Annotated in this window: 24 protein-coding genes, 1 tRNA gene and 3 pseudogenes; 17 read left to right on the top strand and 11 right to left on the bottom strand. The window is 61.5% G+C overall.

Annotated elements, in window-relative coordinates:
* Positions 1-173 precede the first annotated feature (173 nt).
* Positions 174-554 carry a DUF565 domain-containing protein gene (locus AAXE93_RS07875; RefSeq protein ID WP_390129725.1) on the top strand — a complete coding sequence of 127 codons (381 nt, stop codon included), beginning with the start codon at positions 174-176 and terminating at the stop codon, positions 552-554.
* Between the two features lie 71 nt (positions 555-625).
* A pseudogene (locus tag AAXE93_RS07870) lies at positions 626-2,139 on the top strand (NAD(P)/FAD-dependent oxidoreductase).
* On the opposite strand, the gene AAXE93_RS07865 reads toward AAXE93_RS07870, so the two are convergent.
* On the bottom strand, positions 2,079-3,128 hold the full coding sequence (locus AAXE93_RS07865; RefSeq protein ID WP_115009533.1) for an aspartate carbamoyltransferase catalytic subunit: 1,050 nt from the start codon (positions 3,126-3,128) through the stop codon (positions 2,079-2,081). The pseudogene AAXE93_RS07870 and the gene AAXE93_RS07865 sit on opposite strands and share 61 nt — an antisense overlap.
* Complete coding sequence (locus tag AAXE93_RS07860) at positions 3,125-3,763, bottom strand: DNA-3-methyladenine glycosylase (RefSeq protein WP_390129798.1); 639 nt, start codon at positions 3,761-3,763, stop codon at positions 3,125-3,127. Before AAXE93_RS07860 ends, AAXE93_RS07865 begins: the two co-directional genes overlap by 4 nt.
* A 108-nt stretch (positions 3,764-3,871) precedes the next feature.
* Between AAXE93_RS07860 and AAXE93_RS07855 the strand changes: the two genes are divergently transcribed.
* Complete coding sequence (locus tag AAXE93_RS07855) at positions 3,872-4,696, top strand: sulfotransferase domain-containing protein (protein ID WP_390129723.1); 825 nt, start codon at positions 3,872-3,874, stop codon at positions 4,694-4,696.
* A gap of 305 nt (positions 4,697-5,001) precedes the next feature.
* Here the strand turns inward: AAXE93_RS07855 and AAXE93_RS07850 are convergent.
* A pseudogene (locus AAXE93_RS07850) lies at positions 5,002-5,283 on the bottom strand (DNA-3-methyladenine glycosylase); the annotation flags it as partial.
* Between the two features lie 28 nt (positions 5,284-5,311).
* Between AAXE93_RS07850 and AAXE93_RS07845 the strand changes: the two are divergent.
* The 4 genes from AAXE93_RS07845 to gatC are packed head-to-tail and all read left to right on the top strand — an operon-like array spanning position 5,312 to position 7,350.
* Positions 5,312-6,043, top strand: a complete 732-nt coding sequence (locus tag AAXE93_RS07845; RefSeq protein ID WP_390129721.1) for a queuosine precursor transporter — start codon at positions 5,312-5,314, stop codon at positions 6,041-6,043.
* A gap of 41 nt (positions 6,044-6,084) precedes the next feature.
* Entirely contained in the window at positions 6,085-6,228 is a 144-nt protein-coding gene (locus AAXE93_RS07840) for a hypothetical protein (RefSeq protein WP_170950905.1), read from the top strand.
* Between the two features lie 43 nt (positions 6,229-6,271).
* On the top strand, positions 6,272-7,060 hold the full coding sequence (locus AAXE93_RS07835; RefSeq protein WP_390129717.1) for a creatininase family protein: 789 nt from the start codon (positions 6,272-6,274) through the stop codon (positions 7,058-7,060).
* Positions 7,057-7,350, top strand: coding sequence for an Asp-tRNA(Asn)/Glu-tRNA(Gln) amidotransferase subunit GatC (gene gatC / locus AAXE93_RS07830; RefSeq protein WP_114988151.1), 294 nt, complete (start codon positions 7,057-7,059; stop codon positions 7,348-7,350). Before AAXE93_RS07835 ends, gatC begins: the two co-directional genes overlap by 4 nt.
* Before the next feature lie 7 nt (positions 7,351-7,357).
* On the opposite strand, the gene crtR is transcribed toward gatC, so the two are convergent.
* Together crtR and AAXE93_RS07820 are read right to left on the bottom strand one after the other, a co-directional pair.
* On the bottom strand, positions 7,358-8,389 hold the full coding sequence (crtR, locus tag AAXE93_RS07825) for a beta-carotene hydroxylase (RefSeq protein ID WP_390129714.1): 1,032 nt from the start codon (positions 8,387-8,389) through the stop codon (positions 7,358-7,360).
* A gap of 54 nt (positions 8,390-8,443) precedes the next feature.
* Positions 8,444-8,525, bottom strand: a tRNA-Leu gene (locus AAXE93_RS07820).
* A gap of 54 nt (positions 8,526-8,579) precedes the next feature.
* Here AAXE93_RS07820 and AAXE93_RS07815 point away from each other — a divergent pair.
* Both AAXE93_RS07815 and ileS read left to right on the top strand, forming a co-directional pair.
* Positions 8,580-9,074 (top strand): Ycf66 family protein, encoded by a 495-nt coding sequence (locus tag AAXE93_RS07815; protein ID WP_390129711.1) that lies wholly within the window; start codon positions 8,580-8,582, stop codon positions 9,072-9,074.
* A gap of 27 nt (positions 9,075-9,101) precedes the next feature.
* Entirely contained in the window at positions 9,102-12,026 is a 2,925-nt protein-coding gene (gene ileS / locus AAXE93_RS07810; RefSeq protein ID WP_390129709.1) for an isoleucine--tRNA ligase, read from the top strand.
* On the opposite strand, the gene AAXE93_RS07805 is transcribed toward ileS, so the two are convergent.
* Both AAXE93_RS07805 and AAXE93_RS07800 read right to left on the bottom strand, forming a co-directional pair.
* On the bottom strand, positions 12,011-12,304 hold the full coding sequence (locus AAXE93_RS07805; protein WP_390129706.1) for a hypothetical protein: 294 nt from the start codon (positions 12,302-12,304) through the stop codon (positions 12,011-12,013). The two genes, ileS and AAXE93_RS07805, sit on opposite strands and share 16 nt — an antisense overlap.
* Positions 12,304-12,915: a DUF3177 family protein gene (locus tag AAXE93_RS07800; protein WP_390129704.1), complete on the bottom strand. Its 612-nt coding sequence runs from the start codon at positions 12,913-12,915 to the stop codon at positions 12,304-12,306. The genes AAXE93_RS07805 and AAXE93_RS07800 overlap by 1 nt, the downstream gene beginning before the upstream one ends.
* Positions 12,916-12,984: 69 nt before the next feature.
* Here AAXE93_RS07800 and AAXE93_RS07795 point away from each other — a divergent pair, with 69 nt between their 5' ends.
* From AAXE93_RS07795 to AAXE93_RS07780, 4 genes are read left to right on the top strand one after another with little or no spacing between them, the layout of a single operon-like run.
* Positions 12,985-14,280, top strand: a complete 1,296-nt coding sequence (locus AAXE93_RS07795; protein ID WP_390129701.1) for an FIST N-terminal domain-containing protein — start codon at positions 12,985-12,987, stop codon at positions 14,278-14,280.
* Between the two features lie 24 nt (positions 14,281-14,304).
* Positions 14,305-15,009: a tRNA (guanosine(46)-N7)-methyltransferase TrmB gene (trmB, locus tag AAXE93_RS07790; RefSeq protein WP_390129699.1), complete on the top strand. Its 705-nt coding sequence runs from the start codon at positions 14,305-14,307 to the stop codon at positions 15,007-15,009.
* Between the two features lie 9 nt (positions 15,010-15,018).
* Complete coding sequence (locus tag AAXE93_RS07785; RefSeq protein ID WP_390129696.1) at positions 15,019-16,335, top strand: IctB family putative bicarbonate transporter; 1,317 nt, start codon at positions 15,019-15,021, stop codon at positions 16,333-16,335.
* Positions 16,332-17,285 (top strand): BadF/BadG/BcrA/BcrD ATPase family protein, encoded by a 954-nt coding sequence (locus AAXE93_RS07780; protein ID WP_390129694.1) that lies wholly within the window; start codon positions 16,332-16,334, stop codon positions 17,283-17,285. The genes AAXE93_RS07785 and AAXE93_RS07780 overlap by 4 nt, the downstream gene beginning before the upstream one ends.
* Here the strand turns inward: AAXE93_RS07780 and glmM are convergent.
* Positions 17,272-18,666, bottom strand: coding sequence for a phosphoglucosamine mutase (glmM, locus tag AAXE93_RS07775; RefSeq protein WP_390129691.1), 1,395 nt, complete (start codon positions 18,664-18,666; stop codon positions 17,272-17,274). The genes AAXE93_RS07780 and glmM overlap by 14 nt on opposite strands.
* A gap of 348 nt (positions 18,667-19,014) precedes the next feature.
* Between glmM and AAXE93_RS07770 the strand changes: the two are divergent.
* Positions 19,015-20,694: pseudogene (locus tag AAXE93_RS07770) on the top strand (transglycosylase SLT domain-containing protein); the annotation flags it as partial.
* 87 nt (positions 20,695-20,781) lie between these two features.
* Here AAXE93_RS07770 and AAXE93_RS07765 read toward each other — a convergent pair.
* On the bottom strand, positions 20,782-21,285 hold the full coding sequence (locus AAXE93_RS07765; protein WP_390129688.1) for a hypothetical protein: 504 nt from the start codon (positions 21,283-21,285) through the stop codon (positions 20,782-20,784).
* A gap of 63 nt (positions 21,286-21,348) precedes the next feature.
* Here AAXE93_RS07765 and AAXE93_RS07760 point away from each other — a divergent pair, with 63 nt between their 5' ends.
* Together AAXE93_RS07760 and thyX are read left to right on the top strand one after the other, a co-directional pair.
* Positions 21,349-21,924 carry a thioredoxin domain-containing protein gene (locus AAXE93_RS07760; protein WP_390129685.1) on the top strand — a complete coding sequence of 192 codons (576 nt, stop codon included), beginning with the start codon at positions 21,349-21,351 and terminating at the stop codon, positions 21,922-21,924.
* Between the two features lie 44 nt (positions 21,925-21,968).
* On the top strand, positions 21,969-22,691 hold the full coding sequence (gene thyX / locus AAXE93_RS07755) for an FAD-dependent thymidylate synthase (RefSeq protein ID WP_250397884.1): 723 nt from the start codon (positions 21,969-21,971) through the stop codon (positions 22,689-22,691).
* 10 nt (positions 22,692-22,701) lie between these two features.
* Here thyX and dcd read toward each other — a convergent pair whose 3' ends face one another.
* Both dcd and AAXE93_RS07745 read right to left on the bottom strand, forming a co-directional pair.
* The gene (gene dcd / locus AAXE93_RS07750; RefSeq protein WP_006849961.1) at positions 22,702-23,295 is read right to left on the bottom strand and encodes a dCTP deaminase; all 594 of its coding nucleotides are present in this window, start codon (positions 23,293-23,295) and stop codon (positions 22,702-22,704) included.
* The gene (locus AAXE93_RS07745; protein ID WP_390129681.1) at positions 23,295-23,894 is read right to left on the bottom strand and encodes a cob(I)yrinic acid a,c-diamide adenosyltransferase; all 600 of its coding nucleotides are present in this window, start codon (positions 23,892-23,894) and stop codon (positions 23,295-23,297) included. The genes dcd and AAXE93_RS07745 overlap by 1 nt, the downstream gene beginning before the upstream one ends.
* A gap of 145 nt (positions 23,895-24,039) precedes the next feature.
* On the opposite strand from AAXE93_RS07745, the gene rph reads away from it, so the two are divergent.
* Complete coding sequence (gene rph, locus AAXE93_RS07740) at positions 24,040-24,783, top strand: ribonuclease PH (RefSeq protein WP_115081566.1); 744 nt, start codon at positions 24,040-24,042, stop codon at positions 24,781-24,783.
* The last annotated feature ends 28 nt before the right edge of the window (positions 24,784-24,811 follow it).

The raw sequence follows: 24,811 nt of genomic DNA, 5'->3' as shown, positions 1-24,811 counted from the left end.
TTCAGCGCAAGCCGTTGTCAAAGCCCTCAGCTCTGGCTTTGCTGTTTCAATCCCCATCACCTGGCCCGGGCTTGTCCCGGGTTTTTTATTGAAATCTCCTATCCGTAGTGTCTGATGCCTGCAGGTTGCCTACGGGTGGTGTAAACAGGGGCTGGCAGGGGCATGGCCGGGTGATGGGGATCACTGGTTTCAACCCTGCCTCTTCCCCTGAAACCAGTGCCGTGCAACGGCTTCAATCCACCCGGCTGCAAACCAACGTTGGAGCAGCACTTCAAAGGCTGGATCGATGGGCGCGCAATCCTTGGCGGCGGTTTTCCTTGCTGGCCCTTGCCGGACTCATTGGCTTTTTGATCGGTAGCGCCATCACATCAGTGGCAGGCGTTCTCGGGCAAATGGACCCCGTTGCTGCGCTTGTGGTGGTTCTTGGCACTGAACTCACGATCCGGCGCCGACGCAGCTCCGAACCATCACTGAAGCTGCCCCAACAGCTCCTGGACCTTGGTCGTATTGGCTTTCTCTACGGCCTCTTTCTCGAAGGGTTCAAGCTGATCTGAAGCAGAACCGTTCAAAACAGCCAACCAAGATTGCGATTCATACCCTTGGGAAAGAATCCGATGGGATGCAAATGGCGAGCAACCATTGCTTCCTGGAGCTTGAACCGCCAGCGGAGCGGTTACGTCATGCACCGCATGTGGTCATCGTCGGCGGAGGCTTTGCAGGGGTGCATGCCTGCAAAGCCCTGGCCAAGGCCAATGTGCGCATCACCCTGATTGACAAGCGCAACTTCAACCTGTTCCAGCCACTGCTCAATCAGGTGGCCACAGGTTTGGTCTCGAGAAGTGATGTGGCCACGCCTCTGCGCGAATTGGTGGGCAAGCAAGACAACGTGCAGGTGCTGCTGGGGAGGTCACCACCGTGAACCCCGAAGGCAAACAAATCGTTTTCAACGGCAAGGCCTACAGCTATGACCATCTGATCCTGGCCACAGGATCAGGCAGCACTTATTTCGGCCACGAAGACTGGCGTACCTTTGCGCCCCCGATGAAAATCCTCGAGCACGCCGAGGAAATACGTCGCCGTCTGCTGATGGCGATGGAGCAGGCGGAGCAGACACCGAACCCCGAGGCACGCCAGTTTCTGCAGACGGTGGTGATCGTTGGTGCCGGCCCCAGCGGCTGCGAGATGGCTGCTGCCGTTTCAGAGTTGATGCGGTGGGCCCTGAACAATGCCTTCAAACAGCTGGATCCCCAGAAAACACGGATCGTGTTGGTGGACCCCGGCGACAGAGTGCTGAGAGCGATGCCAGAGGAGCTCTCCGAAGCGGCCCTTGCGACTCTCAAACGCGACAGGATTGAGTTTTTGCCCCAGGGCCGCGTCCAAACCATGCGGCCCGGAGAGGTGGTGATCAGCAGCCCCGATGGTGATGTCCGAGTCCAGGCGGCAACGGTGATCTGGACCTCTGGTGTGAAGCCATCCCATCTGGGACAGAAGCTCACGGAGGCCACCGGTTGCAACCACGATCGCGGTGGAAGGGTCATCGTCAACCCCGATTTCTCGATTCCCAGCCATCCCGAGATCCGCATCGCTGGTGATCTCTGCAGCTACAGCCACACCGTGAATGGCAGGCCGCTGCCGGGCATGGCGGCTCCCGCCAAACAGGCCGGCACATTCATCGGCAAAGACATCGCTGCAATCGTCTCCGGAGGTTCCCGCCCCACCTTCCGCTACGTCGATTTCGGCAGCATGGCTGTGGTGCACGCCAGTGCAGTGGCCGACCTGCATGGCTTCAAATTTTCTGGACGCCTGGGCCTGCTGCTGTGGGCCATCGTTCACCTGGCCTTGATCCCCAACCGAGAGAACCGGATCACCTTGAGCATCAAATGGCTGTACGCCCTGGCGACCCGGCAACGGGCCTCGATTCTGCTAACCAGAATGCCCAGCCAGCATCTGGCCCTTGATGCTGAGGATGCCCACTTCCCGATGGCCAGCGGCAAAGGTCCCTCCATCGCAGAACCCGATGCCGCCCTCAAGGCAGCGATGGATTACTACGCCCATCAGCTCAGTGGCCTCCCCCAAACTCAGGAGCTGCTCGACACCAAGGAGGCCTCAGTTGCGGATTCGGAAGCTGCCATCAAATAGAGCAAGGCCATCCTGGTGGGCACGCCATTCCTGACCTGCTCTTCCACAAGGCTGACGCGCGGGTCATCCAGAAGCGAGCCACTCAATTCGACGCCGCGATTGACCGGGCCGGGGTGCAGTACGGGAACGTTCTCTCCGCAGAGCTGCATGCGCTCATGGCTCAGCCCGAAGTCCCGGTGATAGCGCTCCAAGCTGGTGAGCAACTGCTGGCCCATCCGTTCCTTCTGAAGCCGCAGGGTCATCACGGCATCGGCGCCCGGCAGCGCATGCTCCAGGCGCCGCACCACGCTGACCTTGCCCCGTTGCGGCACCGGATCCTTCAGCAGACCCGGGGGCGGAGCATCCACGAAGGCCGAAAAATCCTCGGGGACAAGGCTGGGAGGACCGCACAACACCACATCCGCGCCACAGGCCGTCAAAGCCCAGAGATTGGATCGGGCCACCCGCGAGTGAAGGATGTCTCCAACAATCACAATCCGGCGACCTTGCAGCGCTTCCGGCATGGGGTACTGGGGCGAGAAATGCCGGGCAAGAGTGAGCAGATCCAGCAGTCCCTGACTGGGATGACTGTGAAGTCCATCGCCCCCATTGAGCACCACGGTGCGCTCACCCATCTGCTGCAGATCCAGCGCCAGTTGCTGCGGCACACCGGTGGAACGGTGGCGCACCACCAGAACGTCGGCGCCCATGGCCACGTAGGTGCGCGCTGTGTCGAGAACGCTTTCCCCTTTGCTGAGTGAGCTGCTGGAGGGTGAAAAGCTCATCACATCTGCCGATAGACGCTTGGCCGCCAACTCAAAACTGCTGCGAGTTCGGGTGCTGGGCTCGAAGAACAGCGTTGCCACCAGACGGCCCTGCAAGGCGGGCAGTTTGCGGGCACCAGTGACGGGCAGCGAACGAAACCGCTGGGCCAGCTCAAGCACCGCAGCAAAGTCTTCCCGCGAAAACGAGGCGAGATCCAGCACGTGTCGATGCGGCCAGCCACTCATGACGACGACTCCAGCGATGGCGCCCAGCACTGGGCCTTGGGTGGCATGCGATCACCCCGAGCTCGTCTGCTGACACTGCGACTGCTCCGCAGATACCAGCGCCATGGGGTTGGAGCGCCCTGGGAGATGCCGATCCGGGTGGTTGTCACAAGATCCTGGCTGGCAAATGTGTCTGACCTTGGGGCCATCCACACGTCATGTTCGCCCGTCACCGGACGGCTGTCATCACAGCGATCAAGCCCGAAACGTCGTGCCAACAGGCCGGGCCCTGCAGCAATCCGCTCCGGTTCATCGGGAAGTGCCACGGCACGCAGCAACACGCCATTGGCCCAATCGGCCCGATCGGTGACCACGTTCACGCAGTGGTGGATGCCATAGCTGACATACACATAAAAACGCCCTGGCTTACCGAACAAGGTTTCGTTTTGCGGTGAACGGCGGCGGTAACCGTGACAAGCGGGATCGTCCTGGGAATACGCCTCGGTTTCAACGATGACGCCCCAAAGCAGGCTGCCGTCTGTTTGACGTTTCACCAACCGGCAGCCAATCAGCTCAGGGGCAACGACCTCCGCTGGACGGCAGAAGAAGGCGTGGGGCAGGCGTGGGAAATCTTGGGTGATGGGCTGGGTGGCTATGGGAGTGGCTTGAAAACCTTCCTAAACTTGCTTCAACCACCTTGAGCAAGCGTGAGCAAGCCCAGACGACAGGGCTCTCGCATCTAAGTCCAGAGATATATGCAATACATGAACGCAGATCTTGCCATCAACATTAATGTGCAGGTTAAGACTTCAGCGGAAATTACGGAACAGCTAATGGTGTGCTCCCACGAAAGAAGTGGAACACATCTCACAATGAACACAATAGACGCCGTAAGCGAATATTGCTCCAACCCATGGCTCAACTACGACCTACGTCCTCTTGGATCAATGATAAATTTCTTCAACCCCACAAGTACTAGCACTTACATCAGAAGCTTGTCAGATATAAAAGTCAATGGCACTTCAAGATGCAATGCAAGCATAATTAAGTCACACTTCCCGATAAGCCATCTTGGCGAGGAAGTGAAAAACTTACCACTCAAGATTATTTATGTTTGGAGAGATCCTGCAGAGACGATCGCCTCACTTTGGAAATACCTGCATAGATGGAGCTGGGATGAAGGTCCGAAAACAGAAACCCCCATTGAGCTTGCGACCGCAAGACCCTCCGGTCAATCCCAAAGGTATCAGACTTCCAATTACAAAGACTATTTTGAGCGCTGGGCTGCACATGTGATTGACGGCATTGCCCAATGCAAGAATAACCCCATGGCAAAGAGCGTCTCTTACAGACAGCTACTAACGAACCACACTGCAGCAACCGAAAGTCTCTGCAATAGCCTTGACATTCAGATGCTTAAAAAACCGCTCATTCCCAGCAATGACGAAATCGCAATCAAAGGCTCAGATCTCAATCTAGATGCCGATATCATGGCAAGACTCCGCGATTTATGCAACAAAAGGATTGAAGAGTTTCCAGCCTTAAAAGCCCTTCTTTCCGAAGACCAAAATCCATTTATCTACAGCTAATTCACAATTGCTTTTTTGACGCTAATACTAGCTCATCCGATTGCTCAAACTAGCCAAGCATATTTCTCATCTATCTCCTACCGCGACACTCTTCCTTTTGGGATCTTTTGGCATTCAGCTTGGATTTGAGTACTGATTTATCCAAAACAGCTCATCAAGTTCGTAGCCTTCCGTAGCCATTGGCGGTCTTCAAGCAAGACAAATCGCACAAATCAGCTGCAGTGGCTTGATTATTGGCTGCCTGACCCACGGCAAACACTTAACAATCAAGCCCAACTTGGGGTCCTTCAAGTCAGGGCTCGCTTCACGCAGTGGTGGATGCCATAGCTGACATACACATAGAACCGCCCTGGCTCACCGAACAGAGTTTCGTTTTGCGGTGAACGGCGGCGGTAGCCATGACAGGCGGGATCGTCCTGGGAACAAGCCTCTGTTTCCACAATCACGCCCCACAACAAACCTCCATCCGCTTGGCGTTTCACCAACCTGCAGCCCACCAAATCGGGGCCCACGATCTGAGCCGGACGGGCAAAAAAATTGAGCGGAAGCGATACGAAATCGATGACAGGCTGCCGGCTGGCGGCCACGCTTGTTTCAGCTTGAACGTTGCAGGCTGTGGACAGCAACCTCCAGGCACGGCGTGATGGGGTGTTTCTGGTGCTGGCGGGTTTATTCCTCGGAACCCTCGGCATGCTCAACATCCTGGGGCTGACGCGCTTCCTGCAACTGGGCAGCATTGGAAGCTGGCAGATCGTGGTGGCTGTCGGTGCACTGCCCTATCCGATCACGTTCCTATGCACCGATCTGATCAGCGAACTCTGGGGAGAACAGAAAGCCAATCAAGTGGTGTGGGTCGGGCTGCTGCTCAACGGCTGGGTGCTGCTGATCCTTTGGCTTGGGGGCGTTCTGCCGGGCATGAGCGGCAGCGATGACACCACCTTTCGCACCATTCAGCAGCTCAGCTTCGGTGCGATTGGCGCCTCGATGGTGGCTTACCTCACGGCGCAGTTCGTGGATGTGCGGCTGTTTCATTTCTGGAAACGGCTCACCAAAGGCAAGGCGCTCTGGCTGCGCAACAACGGCTCCACGCTGGTGAGCCAGCTGGTGGACACCACTGCAGTGGTGCTGATCAGCCATTACGGCGCCCATGTGCTTCCTGTACAGCAGGAACGATCCGTGCTTCCGCAGCTGCTCAGCTTCATCGCCAGCGGCTACCTGTTCAAAGTGCTGGCGGCGTTGACCGACACGCTGCCCTTCATCTGGCTCACGGGATGGCTGAGGGAGTGGCTGGAGATTCCCGGAGAAGGATGCGAACTCACAACAGAACCCACATCACCGATGCATTAGCGGTGCATCCACGCCAAGCTGAGGTCAGTTCAGGCCAGGTGATGGACGCAGCCACCTCCAGCTTCAACCTCGGCACTGTGCTTCTCGCCAGCATTGTGCTGTTCCCTTTGGCCTGTCTGTTTTTCGGAACACGCGGCGGTTACTACAACACCGATCAGTACGACGGCAACGGCACCGCCCACTGATCGGCTGGAGTTGAGCGATCATCAGGTCACTGCTTCAGCCTGAATGAGCGCTGCAACTCCCGGTCCTGTCGACAGCACGAACGCCATTCGCCTGGCCCTGCGCAGTTGGCCTGAAGTGGAGAGCTACCTCCAAGGCTGCAAGGGGGTGATCATTCCCCTGGGATCCACTGAGCAGCACGGTCCCACGGGCGCCATCGGCACCGACGCCCTCACAGCAGAAGCTGTTGCCCTCGAGGTGGGACGGCGCACGGGCGTTTTGGTCACACCAGCTCAAGCCTTTGGCATGGCGGAACACCACCTTGGTTTCGCGGGAACGATGAGCCTGCAGCCAGCAACGCTTCTGGCCGTTCTGCACGACCTGGTGTTGTCCCTGGGCCGGCATGGCTTCGAACGGGTGTTCGTGATCAATGGCCATGGCGGCAACATTGCAACGGCCAAAGCCGCCTTTGCCCAGGCCCACGGCACCGCCGCCACCCGCAATCTCCCCGTTGCCCCGCAGCTGCGTTGTCGGCTGGCCAACTGGTTCATGGCCGGCCCCGTGATGCGCCAGGCGCGCGATCTGTATGGCGACAAAGAAGGCCATCACGCCACGCCCAGCGAAATCGCTGTCACCCTCGCCATGGAGCCGAGCCTGCAGAGCAAGCAGCGACCGCTGCCCGACCCCGCGCCAGCAGGTCCCATCCATGGACCAGACGACTTCCGGCGCCGTCACCCCGATGGACGCATGGGGTCCCACCCCTCCTTGGCCACCGCCCAGCACGGTGAGGCCTTGCTGGAGACAGCCGCCACCGCGTTGAGCGAGGATCTGCGCACGTTCCTCGGCGAGTCATGAGCCAGATTTCCAGCGACGATGTCCGCAAGGTGGCCCAGCTCGCCCGCCTTGATCTGCCCGAGGACAAGATTGCGACCTACACCGGTCAGCTCGAGTCGATCCTCGAGTACGTGGGTCAGCTCCAGCAGGTGGACACCGAAGGTGTTCCGGAAACCACCCGAGCCGTGGAGGTGACCAACGTCACCCGGGCCGATGGTGTGCAGCCGACCCCTGTTCGGGACGACATTCTCAACCAGGCACCCCAGAGGGAGGGTGACTTCTTCCGGGTTCCGAAAATCCTGGCCGACTGAACCCGGATCAGCGGAACACCGAACGTTTGGGCTCGGTTTTGATCGCGATGCGATCAACAAAACCGAGCCAGTGGCGACGCAGCCCCCGACCGGGCATGAAACGGGCTGCGCGCCTCATCTTTCCGCTGCGGCGCTTGTGGCTGCGCACTCCCACAAGGATGTCGTAGAGGAAGTTGTAACCATCCCGGCGGGTCTCAAAAATTCCCAACCGTTGGGGAGATCCCTTGGCGTCGAGCAGAGGCTTGGTGGCCTCATAGGCCGGTTTGTATTCGAACCAGGGAATGGATGGCCAAAGGTGATGAACCAGGTGATAGTTCTGCCCCATGATCAGCCAGTTCATCAGCCTGCCGGGATAGATCCGGGCGTTCGTCCAGCGGTTGCGGGAGGTGAACGGCCGATGCGGGAGGTAGTCGAAGAACAAACCCAGCGTCACGCCCACCATCAGGGCAGGGGCAAACCAGCAGTTGAAGATGAACGGCAGAAAGTCAAAGCGTGCCGCCGCCAGCACAATCACCACAAAGATGCTGCGCTCCAGCCCCCACTGCATCAACTCCCAGCGGCGCCAGAGGCGACGTTGAAAGAAAAACCACTCGTGATAGAAAAATCTCGGGGCGATCAGCCAGAGTGGCCCGAACGTGCTGACGATGTGGTCCGGGTCGTTCTTCGGGTCATTCACATGGGCGTGATGTTCAAGATGCACCCGCGTGAACACGGGAAAGCTGAACCCGAGCAACAGCGCCGAGCCATGGCCCATGGCCTGATTGAACCATCGATTGGGATGGGCTGCGTTGTGGCAGGCGTCATGAATCACCGTCCCTTCCAGATGCAGCGCCAGAAAGCCGGTGCACAGCAGCACCGGCAGGGGCAAGGCCGCCACAAACCAGCCCCAGATGGTCAGAGCCGCGAGGGCATAACCACCTAGGAAGAGCCCGACGGTGGGGTTCCAGAAGGCCGGCGGGTCAACGAATTCGCGTGGAACCGAGCGATAGCCCACTCCAACCGGACGAGGCTGCTGTTGTTGAGCAGTGCTCTGATGCATCCGGAGGTCAGGCAAAAAGTCTGTAACGATCCCGAACCACGGTAGGAAAAGGAATGCCCACCGGGGGACTTGAACCCCCACGACCAAAGCCACTGGTACCTAAAACCAGCGCGTCTACCAATTCCGCCAGGTGGGCAACGCCCCGACTTTAGAGATCGCACCAGAATGGGAGCAGACCGCCACACCTCGGATGCTTGCGACCCTCAGCGGCGATCTCTGCCTCCTGCTCGGCCTGGCACTCCTGCTGCTTCCCCTTCTGGCCGTTGAACTCAGTCGTCCCCGCGATGGTGTTTGGGGCGCAGTGGTCTTGCTGCTGGGTCTCGTTCTGGTCACCAGCACAGACCGTCTGCGAGGAGCGCCGATGCTGGCGGTTCTCTGCGCCGGCCTGTTGATCGCACGCTTGGGGTCCGAGGTCGGACAGGCCCGCTGGAACAGCCTCAGCGAAACCGAGCAGCAGCGGTTCACCTCGCTCGATCATTGGCGCACCAGCCTTCAACAACTTCTGATCACCACGGGCCGGGTGGGCGAAGGCATCAACGGCATCGCCAAACAACTCAAACCGTCTGGGAAATCAGGGGTTACGGGCAAAAAATGGGTGCGTCCCGAGCCCCCTGAAATCACTGACGCAAGCGACACCGCGTCCGGCGAAGCAGCCAAGGTCACATCTCCAGAGGGCGAAGACTGATAATCCCGAGGCCAGAGCAGGGACCCCGTGAGCAAGGAGACGCGCGACGCCGCCGCTGAGGAACGTCCCTCCTACAAACACACCCTCAATCTGCTGCAGACGGGATTCGGCATGCGCGCCAATGCCGTCCAACGCGAACCCGAACTGCAGGGCTTCTGGAAAGACCACGGCATCGACGGCGAGCTGGGCCTGAACAACAGCGGCCCAACCTTCACCCTCCATGACGGCCCGCCATACGCCAACGGTGCTCTGCACATGGGGCATGCCCTCAACAAGGTGCTGAAGGACGTCATCAACAAATATCAGGTGTTGAACGGGCGGCGAGTCCGCTACGTGCCGGGCTGGGACTGCCACGGTCTGCCGATCGAGCTCAAGGTGCTGCAGTCGATGGATCAGGATCAGCGCAAGGCGCTGACACCGATCAAGCTGCGCAAAAAGGCTGCCGCCTACGCCCGCAAACAGGTGGATGGCCAGATGAAAGGCTTCCAGCGCTGGGGCATCTGGGCGGACTGGGAGCAGCCGTATCTGACTCTGCAAAAGGAGTACGAATCGGCTCAGATTCGGGTGTTTGGCGAGATGGTGCTCAAGGGGCACATCTACCGGGGCCTGAAACCGGTGCACTGGAGCCCGAGTTCACGCACCGCTTTGGCCGAAGCCGAACTGGAGTACCCCGACGGCCACACCAGTCCCAGCGTCTACGCCGCCTTCCCAGCAGTGGATCTGCCGGCGGCGCTGCGGGATGCACTCAAGGCAGAGGGCCTGGACCTGCCCACGGAGACGGACGCCCTTGGAAAGGCCCTGCAGGTGGCGATCTGGACCACCACCCCTTGGACGCTGCCGGCCAACCTGGCGGTGTCAGTGAATGAAAGGCTCGATTACGCCCTGGCCGATGACGGCGAAGGCCGACTGCTGCTGGTGGCTGCCGATCTGATCGAGACGCTGAGCGGCACCCTGGCGCGCCCACTGAGCCGGCGCGCCACCGTCAAAGGCGCTCTGCTCGCCGGGCTGACCTACCGCCACCCGCTGCTGGATCGCACAAGTCCGGTGGTGATCGGGGGCGATTACATCACCACCGAATCGGGCACAGGCCTCGTGCACACCGCACCTGGTCACGGCGTCGACGACTTCCACACCGGCCAGAAGAACGGCCTGCCCGTGCTCTGCCCTGTGGACGAAGCCGGCAACCTCACGGACGAGGCCGGGCCGTTCGCGGGCCTGAATGTGCTCAAGGATGCGAACCCCAAGATCATTGAGGCGCTGGAGTCCGCCGGGGCCCTGCTCAAGCAGGAGGCCTATGGCCACCGCTACCCCTACGACTGGCGCACCAAGAAACCCACCATCTTCCGGGCCACGGAACAGTGGTTTGCCTCCGTGGAAGGGTTCCGTCAACAGGCCCTGGATGCGATCGCCGCCGTGGAGTGGACCCCTGCTTCCGGTCGCAACCGGATCGAATCGATGGTCAAGGAGCGGGGCGACTGGTGCATCTCCCGTCAGCGCACCTGGGGGGTGCCGATTCCCGTCTTTTATCACCGCAACAACGGCGAGGTGCTGCTGAACGCCGACACCCTGGAGCACATCCAGGCGTTGATCGCCGAGCACGGTGCCGACGTCTGGTGGGAGAAAGACGAAGCGGATCTGCTGCCGCCCGCCTACGCCGACCAGGCCGACCAGTGGCGCAAGGGCACCGACACCATGGACGTGTGGTTCGACTCCGGCTCAAGCTGGGCTGCCGTCGCCAGTCAGCGGGACAACCTGAGCTATCCCGCCGACCTGTACTTGGAAGGGTCCGACCAGCACCGCGGCTGGTTTCAGAGTTCACTGCTCACCTCGGTCGCCGTGAATGGCCACGCTCCCTACAAGCGGGTGCTCACCCATGGCTTCGCCTTGGATGAGAAGGGCCGCAAGATGAGTAAATCCCTCGGCAACGTGGTCGACCCGATGGTGATCATCGAGGGGGGCAAAAACCAGAAACAGGAACCGCCCTACGGCGCCGATGTGTTGCGGCTCTGGGTGAGCTCGGTGGATTACTCCGCCGATGTGCCGATCGGAGCCGGGATTCTGCGCCAGCTGGCCGATGTGTATCGCAAGGTGCGCAACACCAGCCGCTATCTGCTGGGCAACCTGCACGACTTCAATCCGGCAACCGACGCGATCCCGATTGCGGAACTGCCGTTGCTGGACCGCTGGATGCTGCAGCGCACGGCCGAGGTGATGGACGACATCACAGAAGCCTTCGAAAGCTTCGAGTTCTTCCGCTTCTTCCAGCTGCTGCAGAACTTCTGTGTCACCGATCTGTCGAACTTCTACCTCGACATCGCCAAGGACAGGCTCTACGTGAGTGCCCCCGCCGACCAGCGCCGGCGCAGCTGCCAGACCGTGATGGCCCTGATCATCGAACGGCTGGCCGGACTGATCGCCCCTGTCTTGTGCCACATGGCAGAAGACATCTGGCAGAACCTGCCTTATCCCGTGGAGGAGACATCGGTCTTCCACCGCGGCTGGCCGAAGGTTCCAACCGAGTGGCGTGATGCTGCTCTCAGCGCTCCGGTACAAGAGCTGCGGGAGCTTCGCGCCGCCGTCAACAAAGTGCTTGAAGATTGCCGCGGCCGTCAGGAACTTGGCGCATCGCTTGAGGCAGCCGTGCGGATTGACGCCCGCCGTCCGGAACTCCAGGCCGCTCTCTCCTGGCTGAGTGAGACGGGGGATCCCGAGGTGGACGGTCTGCGGGACTGGCTGCTGGTCTCACAACTGCAGATTGGCGGCGAGCCCTGGGCCGAAGTGCTGGCCAGCCAGGACGACGAGCTGGCATCAATCGAGGTGAGCCGAGCGCGGGGAACCAAATGCGAGCGCTGCTGGCACTACGAGGGGGATGTGGGTCAGCACCCGGAGCATCCCCACATCTGCGGGCGCTGTGTTGGCGTTCTGGAACGCCGGACTCACCAGTTAGCCTGAGCCAGGAGATCGTTCGGCGGCATCGGTCCAGCCATGACAACTTCCTGACCTGGCGACAAGGGCCCCTGCAGCAGCTCAGCCTGATCCAGGCTGGTTCCCTCAGGGAGAACAGAGGCATCAGGGTCAAAGGCGGTTGGATGGGTGGTGCTGCTGCTGAACCCACGGAAGATCAGCAACTCAAACGGCTCATCCACGACCTGACCCCGTAGGCGGACAACTCGCTCGGGCTGAACACGCGTTCGCTCTTCCAGGGCCTGAACCAGCGCCTGGTCAGTCATCAGAAATCCCCCGCCACGCGGCCGTAACGGGGCAAACGCACCAACAGCCACTGCAGCAAACCAGCCAGGTAAGCCACCAGGGCGACGTACCCCACAAAGGCGGCAACGGCCTCGGTCCACAAACCACCGAACAGAAAATTGGACACCGTGGCCGCAAGACCATGGATGCCTTGAGGAGCTTCCAGCCAGATGAGGCATGCCGAGGACTCCAGCTGTTGCATGCAGCCCAAACCCGTCACGCTCATGCCCAGGCTGATGAGAGCAAACCCACTGAATGCCCAACGCCACACCTTCACGGCAAGGGGCAGCGGACGCCAGGGCGGCTGGTCGGCCAGCTCCTCATTGATGTCGACCCAGAACCACAGGCTGATCACCATCAACACCGGTGCGACAACCGCCATGGCGTAGCCCAAGGGCCGCTGATCCGTCAGCAGCAAGAGGCTGATCGCCATCAGGCTGGCCACTTTCCAATAGATCCCGAGCAGCCGAAGCACCAACGGCTCGCGACGCCAGGACGACCAGATCAACAGGACCAGAGGCACACCAACGGCGAAGGTGGCGGCCAGGCGATAGGTCAGCCACACCAGAGCGCGGTACGTGAGCTCGTTCACTGGGGACTGTCACAGTGCCGCCATTATCAACGTCCCGAGCTGTGCTCCAGGGTTGATAGGGTCCGCTTCATGGCACCGTTCGCACCGTTCAGCTGGTTTCGCTCCGGGGGCGCTGAAGCCAGTTGCCAGACAGGGTTGTCTGGCAAAGCGTCCCTGGATGAAGCCGTAAGGGATGTGGTCGAGCAACTGGGCCGATCCAAGGGCGAAGCCGATCTCGCCCTCGTCTTTACCTCCACGGGTTACGCCACCGACCTGCCGCGGCTGCTGCCGATACTGCGCGCCCAGATCAGCGCGAAGCATTGGATCGGATGCACCGGAGGCGGCGTGGTGGGCACCCGCGGCGACGGAAGCGCCGCGGAACTGGAGCAGACACCTGCTTTGAGCGTGACGCTGCTCTCCCTGCCGGGAGCATCGATCGCCACTCAACACCTGAGCATCGAGGAGCTGCCTGATCTGGATGGAGCCGCCCAGCAATGGCAAGACTGGGTTGGCATCACCCCCGAGGCTGCCCGCAGCCAGATCCTGCTGATCGACCCCACCAGCAGTGGAATCAATGACCTGATCAGCGGCCTGGACTACGCCTATCCGGGTGCCGAAAAGATTGGCGGCATCGCCGCACCCCACAACAGCCCGCACGGATCTTTGCTGCTGGATGACCAGGTCGTCACCGGCGCAGTGGTGTGTTCCATCGGGGGAAGCTGGCGGCTCGAAACCGTTGTGGCCCAGGGATGCCGCCCTATCGGCCCGGTCTTCTCAATCGAGCAGGTGCAGCGCAACGTGTTGCTGGAACTGAGTGATGGCAGCACCAAGGCCAGCCCCATCAATTGCCTGCAAAGGGTTCTTGCCGACCTCAGCGAACGGGAGCGCGAACTGGTGCGTCACTCGTTGTTCCTCGGTGTGGAACGCAGCAGCCTGCGGCTGAACGCCAACGGAGCAGCCTCGGAAACGAGTGCCTTCCTGATCCGCAACCTGATCGGAGTCGATCCCAACAATGGCGCCGTGGCCGTTGCAGAGCGGGTGCGCGCCGGCCAAAACGTGCAATTTCACCTGCGCGAAGCCACGGCCTCTCAAGACGAAGCCGTTGCCCTGCTCAAAGCAGCGACAACTGATTCTGGCGACACGGTCCACTTCGGACTGCTCATGGCCTGCCTGGGACGGGGCCAGGGGCTGTTTGGTCGAGCCGATGGCGACATCAGCCTGGCGCGTCAACTGATGCCAGACCTGCCAGTGGCGGGAGCGTTCTGCAACGGGGAGATCGGACCAGTCGGCGGGACAACACATCTGCATGGCTACACCGCCTGTTGGGGCTTGCTGCGCCAGGACCCCGACAGCTCCTCCGGCAGTGGCTCTGACAATCTCGATTGAACCGGATCGCACCGCTTCAGAACCTTGCGTCAGCACGTCAATCCCCTCAGCAGCTTCTTCCAGTTGCCGCTGGAATTACCACCACCCGAGCAGCTGTTTCGCGTTCCTGATCAGCCGATCCACCTTGATATCGGCTGCGCCCGTGGACGCTGCCTGCTGGGCCTGGCCGAGCGTGATCCCCACTGGAACCATCTCGGCGTTGAAATCCGCCGACCGCTAGTGAAATCTGCCGATCAAGACGCGCTCGCCTCGGAGCACGGCAATGTTCGGATCCTGTTCTGCAACGCCAACATCAGCCTGGAAGGCTGGATGAAGGCCCTGAAGCAAGACCGACTGCAGCGGGTCTCGATCCAATTCCCCGATCCCTGGTTCAAACGCAGGCACCACAAGCGCCGGGTCCTGCAGCCGGCGCTTCTGCTCGCCATCGCAACAGCCCTGCAGCCCGGCCGTGAGCTGTTTCTGCAGAGCGATGTTCTGGACGTGATTGAGCCGATGGTGGCTCTCACCGAACTCAGCGACTGTTTCGACCGCCCCGCCGAGGACCAACGTCCCTGGCGCGCCAGCAACCCGCTTTCGGTTCCCACGGAACGGGAGCGCTACGTGCTTGAGCAAAACCTCCCCGTCTACCGGGTGCTCTATCGCCGGAACCAGAATCCACTTCCTTCCGTGTCAGATCTGGAACAGCGCTGGCAGGAGATCGATAATCCGGCGGAAGCACTCACCACCTGAAGCCCCACGATGGCCTCTGCGGATGCAACCCAGACGGCAAGCAGTAGGGCCCTGTTGGTGCGCTGGCAGGGGGTGATCACTCCGGATCAGGCGGTGCTGAAACGCCTTGAAGGGCTGGCGGGACTCCTGCTGCTGGCCTTGTTCACGGGTCTTCCTTTCTTCACACGCACAGGCCTGGCCCTGGTGATTACAGCCTGCGGCGTTCTTTGGCTGCTCTGGTGCCTCTGCAGTCCGCCACCTCAGCACATCGGAACCATCTCGCGCTGGCTGATGCTTTTTCTGGCCATCGCGATTGTGACCACCGGATGTTCTCCGGTTCCAATTGCCGCCAGCAAAGGCCTGATCAAACTGCTCAGCTACCTGGGCGTTTATGCCTTGCTCTGCAAGCTGCTGCTAAGCAACAGCCAATGGTGGGACCGTCTGGTCGCCGGACTGCTGAGTGGCGGGCTGCTCAGCAGCGTTCTGGCTTTGCGACAGCTGTATGCCTCCAGCGAGGCACTGACGGGCTGGGCCGATCCGAATTCCATCAGCGCCGGCACCATTCGGATCTACGGCCCCCTGGGCAACCCCAACCTCCTGGCGGGTTACCTGCTACCGCTGATTCCCTTCGCAGCGATCGCACTGGTGCGCTGGCGTGGGGTGGGAGCCCAGCTGTTTGCCGGAACCACATTGGTGTTGGCAGCAACAGCCACGCTGTTCACCTACAGCCGCGGCGGCTGGCTGGGAATGGTTGCTGCCGGTGCCGTGCTGCTGTTGTTGCTGCTGCTGCGCTGGACACGCCACTGGCCTCCGCTCTGGCGACGTCTTGTGCCTCTGGCCGTGCTGCTGGTTGGATCCGCTTGCCTTGTGGTGGCGGCCACCCAGATCGATCCGATCCGCACGCGCATCACCAGCCTGCTGGCGGGACGGGGAGATAGTTCCAACAACTTCCGCATCAACGTCTGGATGGCGGCCATCCAGATGGTGCAAGACCGTCCCTGGTTGGGCATCGGCACTGGCAATACGGCGTTCAACAGCATCTATCCCCTGTATCAGCAACCGAAGTTCAACGCCCTCAGTGCCTACTCCGTTCCCTTGGAAATCCTGGTGGAAACCGGCATTCCCGGGCTGCTGGCCTGCCTGGGATTGCTGGCCAGCAGCCTGAGGCAGGGCCTCAAGCAGCTCAATGCCGATGCTCCAAGCGCCTTGGCATCCATCGCCAGCCTCGCTGGCATCGCTGGCCTGCTGATGCAGGGCAGCACCGACACAATCTTCTTCCGCCCCGAAGTGCAGCTGATCGGCTGGTTTGCTCTGGCCAACCTGGTGAGTCAACCCAGGGAATCATGAGACTGCTCGCTGGATTCGATGCCGGACAGACGCACACCCGCTGCCGCCTCAGCGTGGTTCAAAACGGCGTGCACCAGCCTGTTGGAGAAGGCGAGGGCCCCGGAGTCAGCCACCTGGATGCCCTCCAGGGTGAACTTCGTTTCCTCGAGGCGATCAGCACCAGTGCGCAGGAGGCCCTGAAAAATCACCCCGATGGCGTGATCCAGGCGGCCGTTGTGGGAGCCAGCGGTATCGAACACGGAACAGCGTTGCAACAGCGTGCTGAACGTTTGGTGGGTCAGGCCCTGGCCATCGGTGATGACACAGGCTTGACCAAGGTGCTGGTCACTGGAGACGAACGCACCGCCTTGCGAGGTGCAATCCCTGAAGGTGCAGGAATCCTGGCGATCAGCGGCACGGGAATGATCGTGCTGGGCCGAGACGAGAACGGCCTTGAACACCGCTGTGGTGGCTGGGGATGGCTACTCGATGGAGCCGGCTCGGCCTTTGATCTCGGCCACCAGGGATTGCAGCTGACCCTGCGCATGGCCGATGGACGCCTGCCCGACCATCCGCTGCGCCTGCAGATCTGGAATCAGATGGGCTGCGACAGCCACGCTGCAGTGAAAGCCCGGGTGGTTCAGCAGGACTTCGGCACGGCTGACTTTGCAGCCTTGGCTCCGCTGGTGGTGGAAGCAGCAGCCAAGGACTGCCCTGGCGCGGAGAAGATCGTTCAGGGATCGGCAGCAGCCCTCTCCCGCTGCATCAGCACCGTGGCCCAGCAGCTTTCCCTGCGCTCCCCCCTGGTGGTCTGCCATGGAGGAGCCGTCACCCATCTCCAAGGGTTCCGCACAGCCGTGCAACAGGCCATCCATCAGTCGATTCCCGAAGCCCGATGGGGCAAGGCCAAGGGCGATGCCTGTGATGGCGCCCTCCTGATGGCCGAGGCCTTAAGCCTCAGGCCGCGTTGAGATGATCCTCGGCAACGGCGGCCAGATGCCCCGTCCAATGCTCCACAGCGTCCGACTGCTCGGCTTCCACCATCACCCGCAAGACGGGCTCCGTACCACTGGCCCGCACCAAAATGCGACCGGTCTCGCCCATCGACTGCTCCGCTGAAGCAATGGCGTCGGTGAGAGCAGTGCAAGCGCTCCAGTTCTTACGACGCAAACGGTCGATCACCCGCACATTGACCAATTTCTGCGGGTAGGCCTGGAAACTGCGGTCCAACCAATCGCTGAGGCTGATGCCCTGGGCATGGCACAAGGTGGCCAACTGAACGGCGGTCAGAACACCATCGCCACACAGCCCATGGGAGGCGGAAAGGATGTGGCCGGATTGTTCTCCACCGAGGCCCGCGCCACTGGCCACCATGGCGGCATGGACGTGCTGATCCCCCACTGGCGTGCGATCGAGGGTGCCGCCCCGCTGCTGCCAGGCACGCTCGAAGCCAAGGTTTGACATCACAGTGGCCACCAACCGCTGATCGGGGAGCGCCTGCTGCTCCTGCAGCACAGATCCCCAGAGAAACAGCACGTGGTCGCCGTCGATGATGCGGCCGCGGCCGTCCACCGCCAGCATCCGATCGGCATCACCATCAAAGGCAAAACCCATCGCCGCGCCGCGCTCGATCACAGCCCGTTGCAGCGGTTCCAGATGGGTTGACCCGCAAGCCACGTTGATGCGGGAGCCATCGGGTTCCCCATGGAGCACGGTGAGATCAGCCCCCAGGGCACGGAAGGCATCTGCACCGCACGCCGTCGCGGATCCCCAGCAGAGGTCCAAAACGATGGGAACGCCATCCAATCGACGTTCAGCCACCGATTGCTGCAACACCTCTCTGTAGCCATTCAGGAGATCGGCGCTGGATCGCACCACACCGCAGCGGAATGTTGCTTGCTCAGCCATGGGCGTCTGCCCCTGCAGACCGGCTTCCACCTGGGCTTGACGGGAGGCGCTGAGTTTGGCGCCATCGGCCCCAAACACTTTGATGCCGTTGTCCGCAGGGGGGTTATGGCTGGCGGAGACCATCAGGCCGCCGGAGGCCCCCAGCTGGCGGATCAACAACGGAACCGCCGGCGTCGGACAGAGCCCAAGGGTCCACACATCGCGACCAGCGGCCGTCAAGCCGGCCGTCAGGGCAGCAACCACCATGCTGCCGCTGTTCCGGGAGTCCATCCCGATCAGAACAGGACCTTCCGCCTGCAGAACCCGACCAACCCAATAGCCCACCTGAAGACACAGGGCGGGGGTGAGAACCGTGCCGGCGAGCCCACGGATTCCATCGGTTCCAAACCCTGGCGCAGCGTCACCGAGAGCGGGGCCGATCGGGGAGCACGCCTTTTGAACCATGGGTCTCAATCGTGGACAGCACCATAGGAAGCACCTCTGAGGCTGATTCCCAGGGACGTGACAGGTGCAGCTCTGCCCTCCACGGCCCGCAGGCGATCAAAGGCTCGCCAACTCTCTTTGAAGCATCAGAATGCAACGAGTTCAAGGTTGGGTGTGCAGGCAGGGCCGCGAATCGGAACGCTGCTGCTGCTTTCGGTTGCTGGTTTCAGTGGGTTGGCTGCATGGGGCGGGCAGCTGCTTCTGAACAAGCAGCATCAGCGCCTCACGCCTGAGGTCTCGCAGGCAAGGCTCTGGCAGCACTACCGCTGGGCCATCGATCCGCAGACCCGTCGAGAGGCCGCCCTATTGATGGTGGCGAGGGATGGGTCACCGCAACTGCTCCATGGCCAAGGCTGGGGGCGCGATCCGATGGCGGCCGTGGTGCTCGAACGGGCAGCCCTCACCGCTGCCGCCCAGGGCAAGCCATCGGACGCCGCTGAGACCTGGCAGCGCCTGTTGGATCGCTTTCCCGAAGCACCCGGCTCCGCTTGGGCTCGATTGGCGCTTGGCAACAACAATCCCGTTCTTCATCAGCAGCTGCTCCAACAGCAACCCGCACACCCCGCAGCACTGACCCTGGCGGCTCGGGATGGCTCCGAAGCGCTAGCAAGCCATCAAGGCGCCCTGCACCTGGCCCGTTGGAATGCGCGCCGAGCCGGTGCCCCTGGGCTGATGCGTGACGCCTGCGAGGCCACGGGGGCGCAGGCACCTCAACCCGACCAACGCCAAACCTTGGCGCAAGCACTGGCAAAACAAGGCCATGCCGACACCGCACTGACCTGTCTTCAGGAGCTTGAGGCCTCCCCAGAGACCCAGCTGGCCATCGGTCGTTCCCTGCTGCTGCATGGCGACCCTGGTGCAGGTACAGCCCGGCTGCTGACCCTGGCGCAGAACCACCCAAACCACCCCGCCAGCCTTCAAGCAGCACGGATCTTGAGTGAACCGCTCGATGCCCAGCCTGGGGTTCTGGATGCGCTTCCGGCTGCCCTTGAGGAGCGCTCAGCCGCTGTTGCAGCAGCTCGCGTGCGACTCGCCGGCGGCGACGGGGCGGATGCTGCCCTGAGCCGCTGGCCCAACGACCCCGACATCTGGCAACTCCAATGGGACCTCGCCCGCGAGGCATTTCTGGCTGGAGATTGGGATCGTGCCCGCGCCCTGCTGGAACGCCCCGATGAGGATGGTCCCCTGCCTCCACCGTTGGAAACGCGGCGGCTGTTCTGGTTGGGGCTTAGCCACAAGCAACTCGGCGAAACGACAAAGGCAGAACGCAGCTGGCGCCGCCTGATCGGGGCCTTCCCCGGGGGCTACTACCGCTGGCGCGCCATGGAGCACCTGGGTGTGGCCGAACCCCTGGGGTTGCGATCCCCAGACCCGCAGCAGGAGCCGCCAGCCTGGCAACCGCTCAACAGCCATCACCGCCTGGTGAACGAGCTTTGGCGCCTGGGCCAGGTGCACGCCGCCTGGGAGGCCTGGCAGGCCCAGGCAGACCCTGCAGTCCCGCCGCCACCTGAAGAACGTCTCGCCGAAGGCAGGCTGCGCCTTGCCGTCGGGGACACCTGGATGGGACTAGACCAGCTCTGGTGGCTCAGCCTCCGCTGGCGTGATCCGAGCTGCCATCAACGGACTCTCCTGCATCGCAGCCAATTCCCTCGCCTCTTCGAAGCTGAGATCCAGACAGCGGCAGAGCAAGCAGGCGTTCAGGCCAATCTGCTGCGAGCGATCGCCAAACAGGAATCACGCTTTGCGCCTGGTGTCGTCTCCCCTGCTGGGGCCGTAGGCGTGATGCAATTGATGCCCTCCACAGCCACAGAGATGGCTGACGCACCAACCAGCACGCTGATGCTGAAGGATCCCGCCGACAACTTCGAACTGGGCGCGCGCTACCTCCACCACTTGCTGGAGCAATGGGAAAGCGACCCCTTTCGCAGCATTGCCAGCTACAACGCCGGGCCAGGTGCTGTGGCCTCTTGGGCACAACCCACGGATCAAGACGACGATGCGCTCTGGGTGGAACGCATTCCTTACCCGGAAACACGCTTCTACACCAAGAAAGTGCTCGATAATCTGCTCGGCTACCTAGGCGGAAATCAACCCTTCTGCAAAGAGACTGGCGGTGGGGTGGGGCAGAAGCGTGCCGGCGACGATGCCAGCGATCACGACCAAACTCATCAGAAGCAGGCAGATCCCAGCAGCGGGCAGAACACCGATGCGGATGAGATCGAGCCTGGCCAACAGCACGGCTGAGGCCAGGATCAACACGTCGGTGAGCACATTGAGCTTGAGCAGGTAGATGCCACCAGTGATCACCACCAGCAGCGTGACCACCAACGTCATCACCCGGCTCGATGCCATCAACAACGACACCTGGCGCAACAGCAGATCGGGCATGGTGCAGAAGACCACAACCACCTGGATCTGCAGCAGAACGAGACCCCAGAACAAGGCCGCACTCACGCCATAGAGAGACGTGAAGGAGGGCTGAACAATCTGCCAATGGTTGCCGAGCACAACCGCAACGAGAAACAGCACCGTCAGCAACGGCGCCCGAACCGGAAGGCTCAGCAGTCGCAGAATTGGCATGGCGTCAAGGTAGCGGCGGCCTTTCGAAGGAGCTGCCAGAGTGATCGCTGCGGTTGACGTGCGATGACAGGCACCCCGGAGTCTTCGCCCCTGGGCACAGCACAGCGATGGGTGCTGGTGATGATTGCGGTGGCTCTGGCCATTGGCCTGGTTGTCCTACGCGGTGGCATTCAGAGCGAAAACCCGATGGAGCAGCTGGCGAGACGATCCCTTGACCCACAAACAGCGTTAACCAACGGACGCCCAACGCTGCTCGAGTTCTACGCCGATTGGTGCCAGGTCTGCAGAGAGATGGCACCTTCGATGCTGACTTTGGAGAAGCAATCGCGAGATCGACTCGATGTTGTTCTGGTCAACGTCGACAACCCCCGTTGGCAAGATCTGGTTGATCGCTACGACGTCAACGGCATTCCCCAGTTGAACCTGTTCAACGCTGAGGGGGAAGCCAAGGGGCAATCCCTCGGCTTGCGCAGCGCTGAGGAACTCCAGCTGCTCACCACAGCACTGCTTGAAAATCAGCCGTTGCCGGCCTTGCCTGGCGTCGGCAACATCAGCCAGCTGCTGACGCCCCCCTCTGCGAACAACGCGATGGCAGGGGCCTCGAGCCCAGCCAACGCGGGGCCCCGCAGCCATGGTTGACACGCCTCGCCATGATCACCACAACTCGTCACTCTGACGCTCCCATGGACCGCTTTCGGGTCGATCTGATCGCAGCTACGCCGAACCCGCAGCAATGCGTGTACGCCGCCATGCATCAGGACTACAGCGAAGGATTCGTGGCCGGAGATCGTGCCAACTGGCCCGATGAGCAGCGGGCTGGAGAGATCTGTGTGAAACGCCTGCTGTCTGGAGAGCGCGGCCACTACGGCCCGATGGAGCATGCACAGATCGTGCTGAACGTGGGCTGGTTCCCGCACTCGGTGATGCAGCAGGCCCGCACCCACCGGGTTGGGGTGAGCTTCGATGTTCAGTCGATGCGTTACACAGGTGAACGCATCTGCCGTGCAGCGGATGGAGCCCTGGACCTGGAAGAGGTGTTCTATCTGAGGCCCATCGGCGAGTACAGCGATCGGCAGGGCAAGAAATACGCCTACACCGAAGCACTACGCCAACAGGATCTTGATCTCTGCCGTAGCGCCGCCGAGCGCTACAGGGATCTGCTCAGGGCGGGCTTCGCCGAGGAGCACGCCCGCGGCATCCTTCCCTTCGACTACCGCCAGCATTTTGTGGTGAGCTTCAGCCTGCGGGCGTTCCTGCACTTCATGGACCTGCGTGCCAAGCTCGATGCCCAGCTGGAGATCCGCCAGCTCTGTGATCTGATGTGGCCCCACATGGTGGAGTGGGCCCCTGAATTTGCAGCCTGGTACGAGAAGAGCAGGCTGCACCGAGCTCGTTTGGCCCCCTAATTAGAGAGAACTAGACCTTGGCCAGCGTCACCCGTTCCGGTTGGTGCTGGTACTTGCCTTGTCGATCGCTGTAGGTGGTCGAGCAGGGATCACCCTCAAAAAACAGCAGCTGACAGATGCCCTCATCGGCATAGATGCGGCAGTCAGCACCAGAACTGTTGCTGAACTCAAGGGTGAGGTGACCCTCCCAGCTCGCTTCTGCCGGGGTGGTGTTCACGATGATTCCAAGGCGGGCATAGGTGCTCTTGCCCAAACAGATCACGGTGATGTTGGGGGGAACCCTCAACTTCTCTAAGGCCACACCGAGGCCATAGGAATGGGCCGGGAGAATGAAATATCGCCCGTCTTCATCCTCATGAAGGGGAGTGGGTTCGAGGTTGGCCGGGTTGAACCGCTTGGGGTTCATTACCGTGCCTGGAACATGCCGGAAGATCAGAAATTCCTGGGGAGAAAGGCGTAGGTCGTAGCCGTAGGAGGAGCAACCAAAACTCAGCACTGGCCGCAGCTTCTGCTCCGGCTCCAGGTGACGGACCAAACCGCTCTGGAATGGCTCGATCATTCCCTGCCCGGCCTGTTCAGTGATCCAGCGATCGCACTTGAGCATCAGAAACCTCGGCGCAACTCCGTGACTTGATCTGCCATCTCCACCACACTGGCGGGGATTGCAGGTCCAGTGATGATCACATCCATCGAAGCGGGCCGCTGCTCAAGGGCTGCAATCACGTCCGCTTCATCCAGGTATCCGAAGGCCACGGCAAGGCCGAGTTCATCCAACACCAGCTGGTCGAGATCTCCCTGGATCAGATGCTGACGGCAGATGGACCAAACCTCAGCCACCGCCTCCGCACCACCGGGATGCCCCGGCGAGGAAAGGCAGAGGGGCACTTCCGGCCGCAGCCAGACGAGGCCTCCGCAGAGCTGCACCCGGCCGGCCGGTCCCTGCAGCACGCCCCCTTTGAGGAACTGACTAATCAGAACACGACTGCCCAAGCCGGCAGCTCGCATGGCCTGGCTTAGAACACTGGCGAAACTGCCTCGATAAGGCGCCGTATGCACTTGCAGCTGCCCTTCGGGAGCCACCAGATGTAGGGGTGGCGGATAAGAGACGGCAGGCAAGGGCCTCAGGCCCGCCCGTTGCAAGGCCTGCTGATCCCGATCCAGGGAATTTTGGAAGGATTGGGGGTCGGCGAGGCTTGTGGTCATCACGGAAGCATCTGTCCGGGCGACCCCGGCAAGACCTTGAATGTAGCGGCGAGATCACATTCCACAAGGGGATTGACACCACCCATGGTGTTTGGACAGGGCGAGAACCAACCGCCTGCGAGGCTTGACAAACTGCACACCACCGATGAGCCAATCCCCTGAACAACGCACTGATGGCCGTCGCCCGCAGCAGTTGCGACCGTTCTCGGTGACCTGGAATCCCATGGGGTTTGCCTTGAGCTCCCTTGTGGTTCACACCGGCCGAACCGCTGTTCTCTGCAGCGTTTGCTTGGAGGACAAGGTTCCCCGCTGGCGCAAGGGAGAAGGATTGGGATGGCTCAGCGCCGAATACCGGTTGCTGCCCGGATCCACCCCACAGCGGCAATCACGGGAGCTGATGAAACTCTCGGGTCGCACCCAGGAAATTCAGCGGCTGATCGGCCGAAGCCTGCGCGCCGTGATCGACATGGAGCGTCTAGGGGAGCGCACCTTGCTGATCGACTGCGACGTGATCCAAGCGGACGCCGGCACCCGGACGGCCTCGATCACCGGGGCTTGGCTCGCCCTGGACCAAGCCTGCCGATCCCTGGTGGACCAGGGAGTGCTGGAGCAATCGCCCCTGATCGATCAGGTGGCGGCTGTATCCGTTGGCTTGGTTGATGGCCAGGCCTTGCTGGATCTGGACTACAGCGAAGACAGCCGAGCCGAGGTGGACCTGAACGTTGTGCAGTCCGGCGATGGCCGTCTGCTGGAAATCCAGGGAACTGCGGAGGGTGCGCCCTTCAGTCGCAGCCAACTCAATGAGCTGCTGGATTTAGCAGAGCCGGGATTGACATCCCTGATGCAGGCGCAACGCCAGGCCTTCAACGAGCACAGCAGCGTTACGTAATAACCGCTACATGGCGGCCACCGCCGGC

It is taken from the genome of Synechococcus sp. HIMB2401, from assembly GCF_042883245.1.
GTDB lineage: Bacteria > Cyanobacteriota > Cyanobacteriia > PCC-6307 > Cyanobiaceae > Parasynechococcus.
This window is presented reverse-complemented; position numbering and strand designations above follow the sequence as displayed.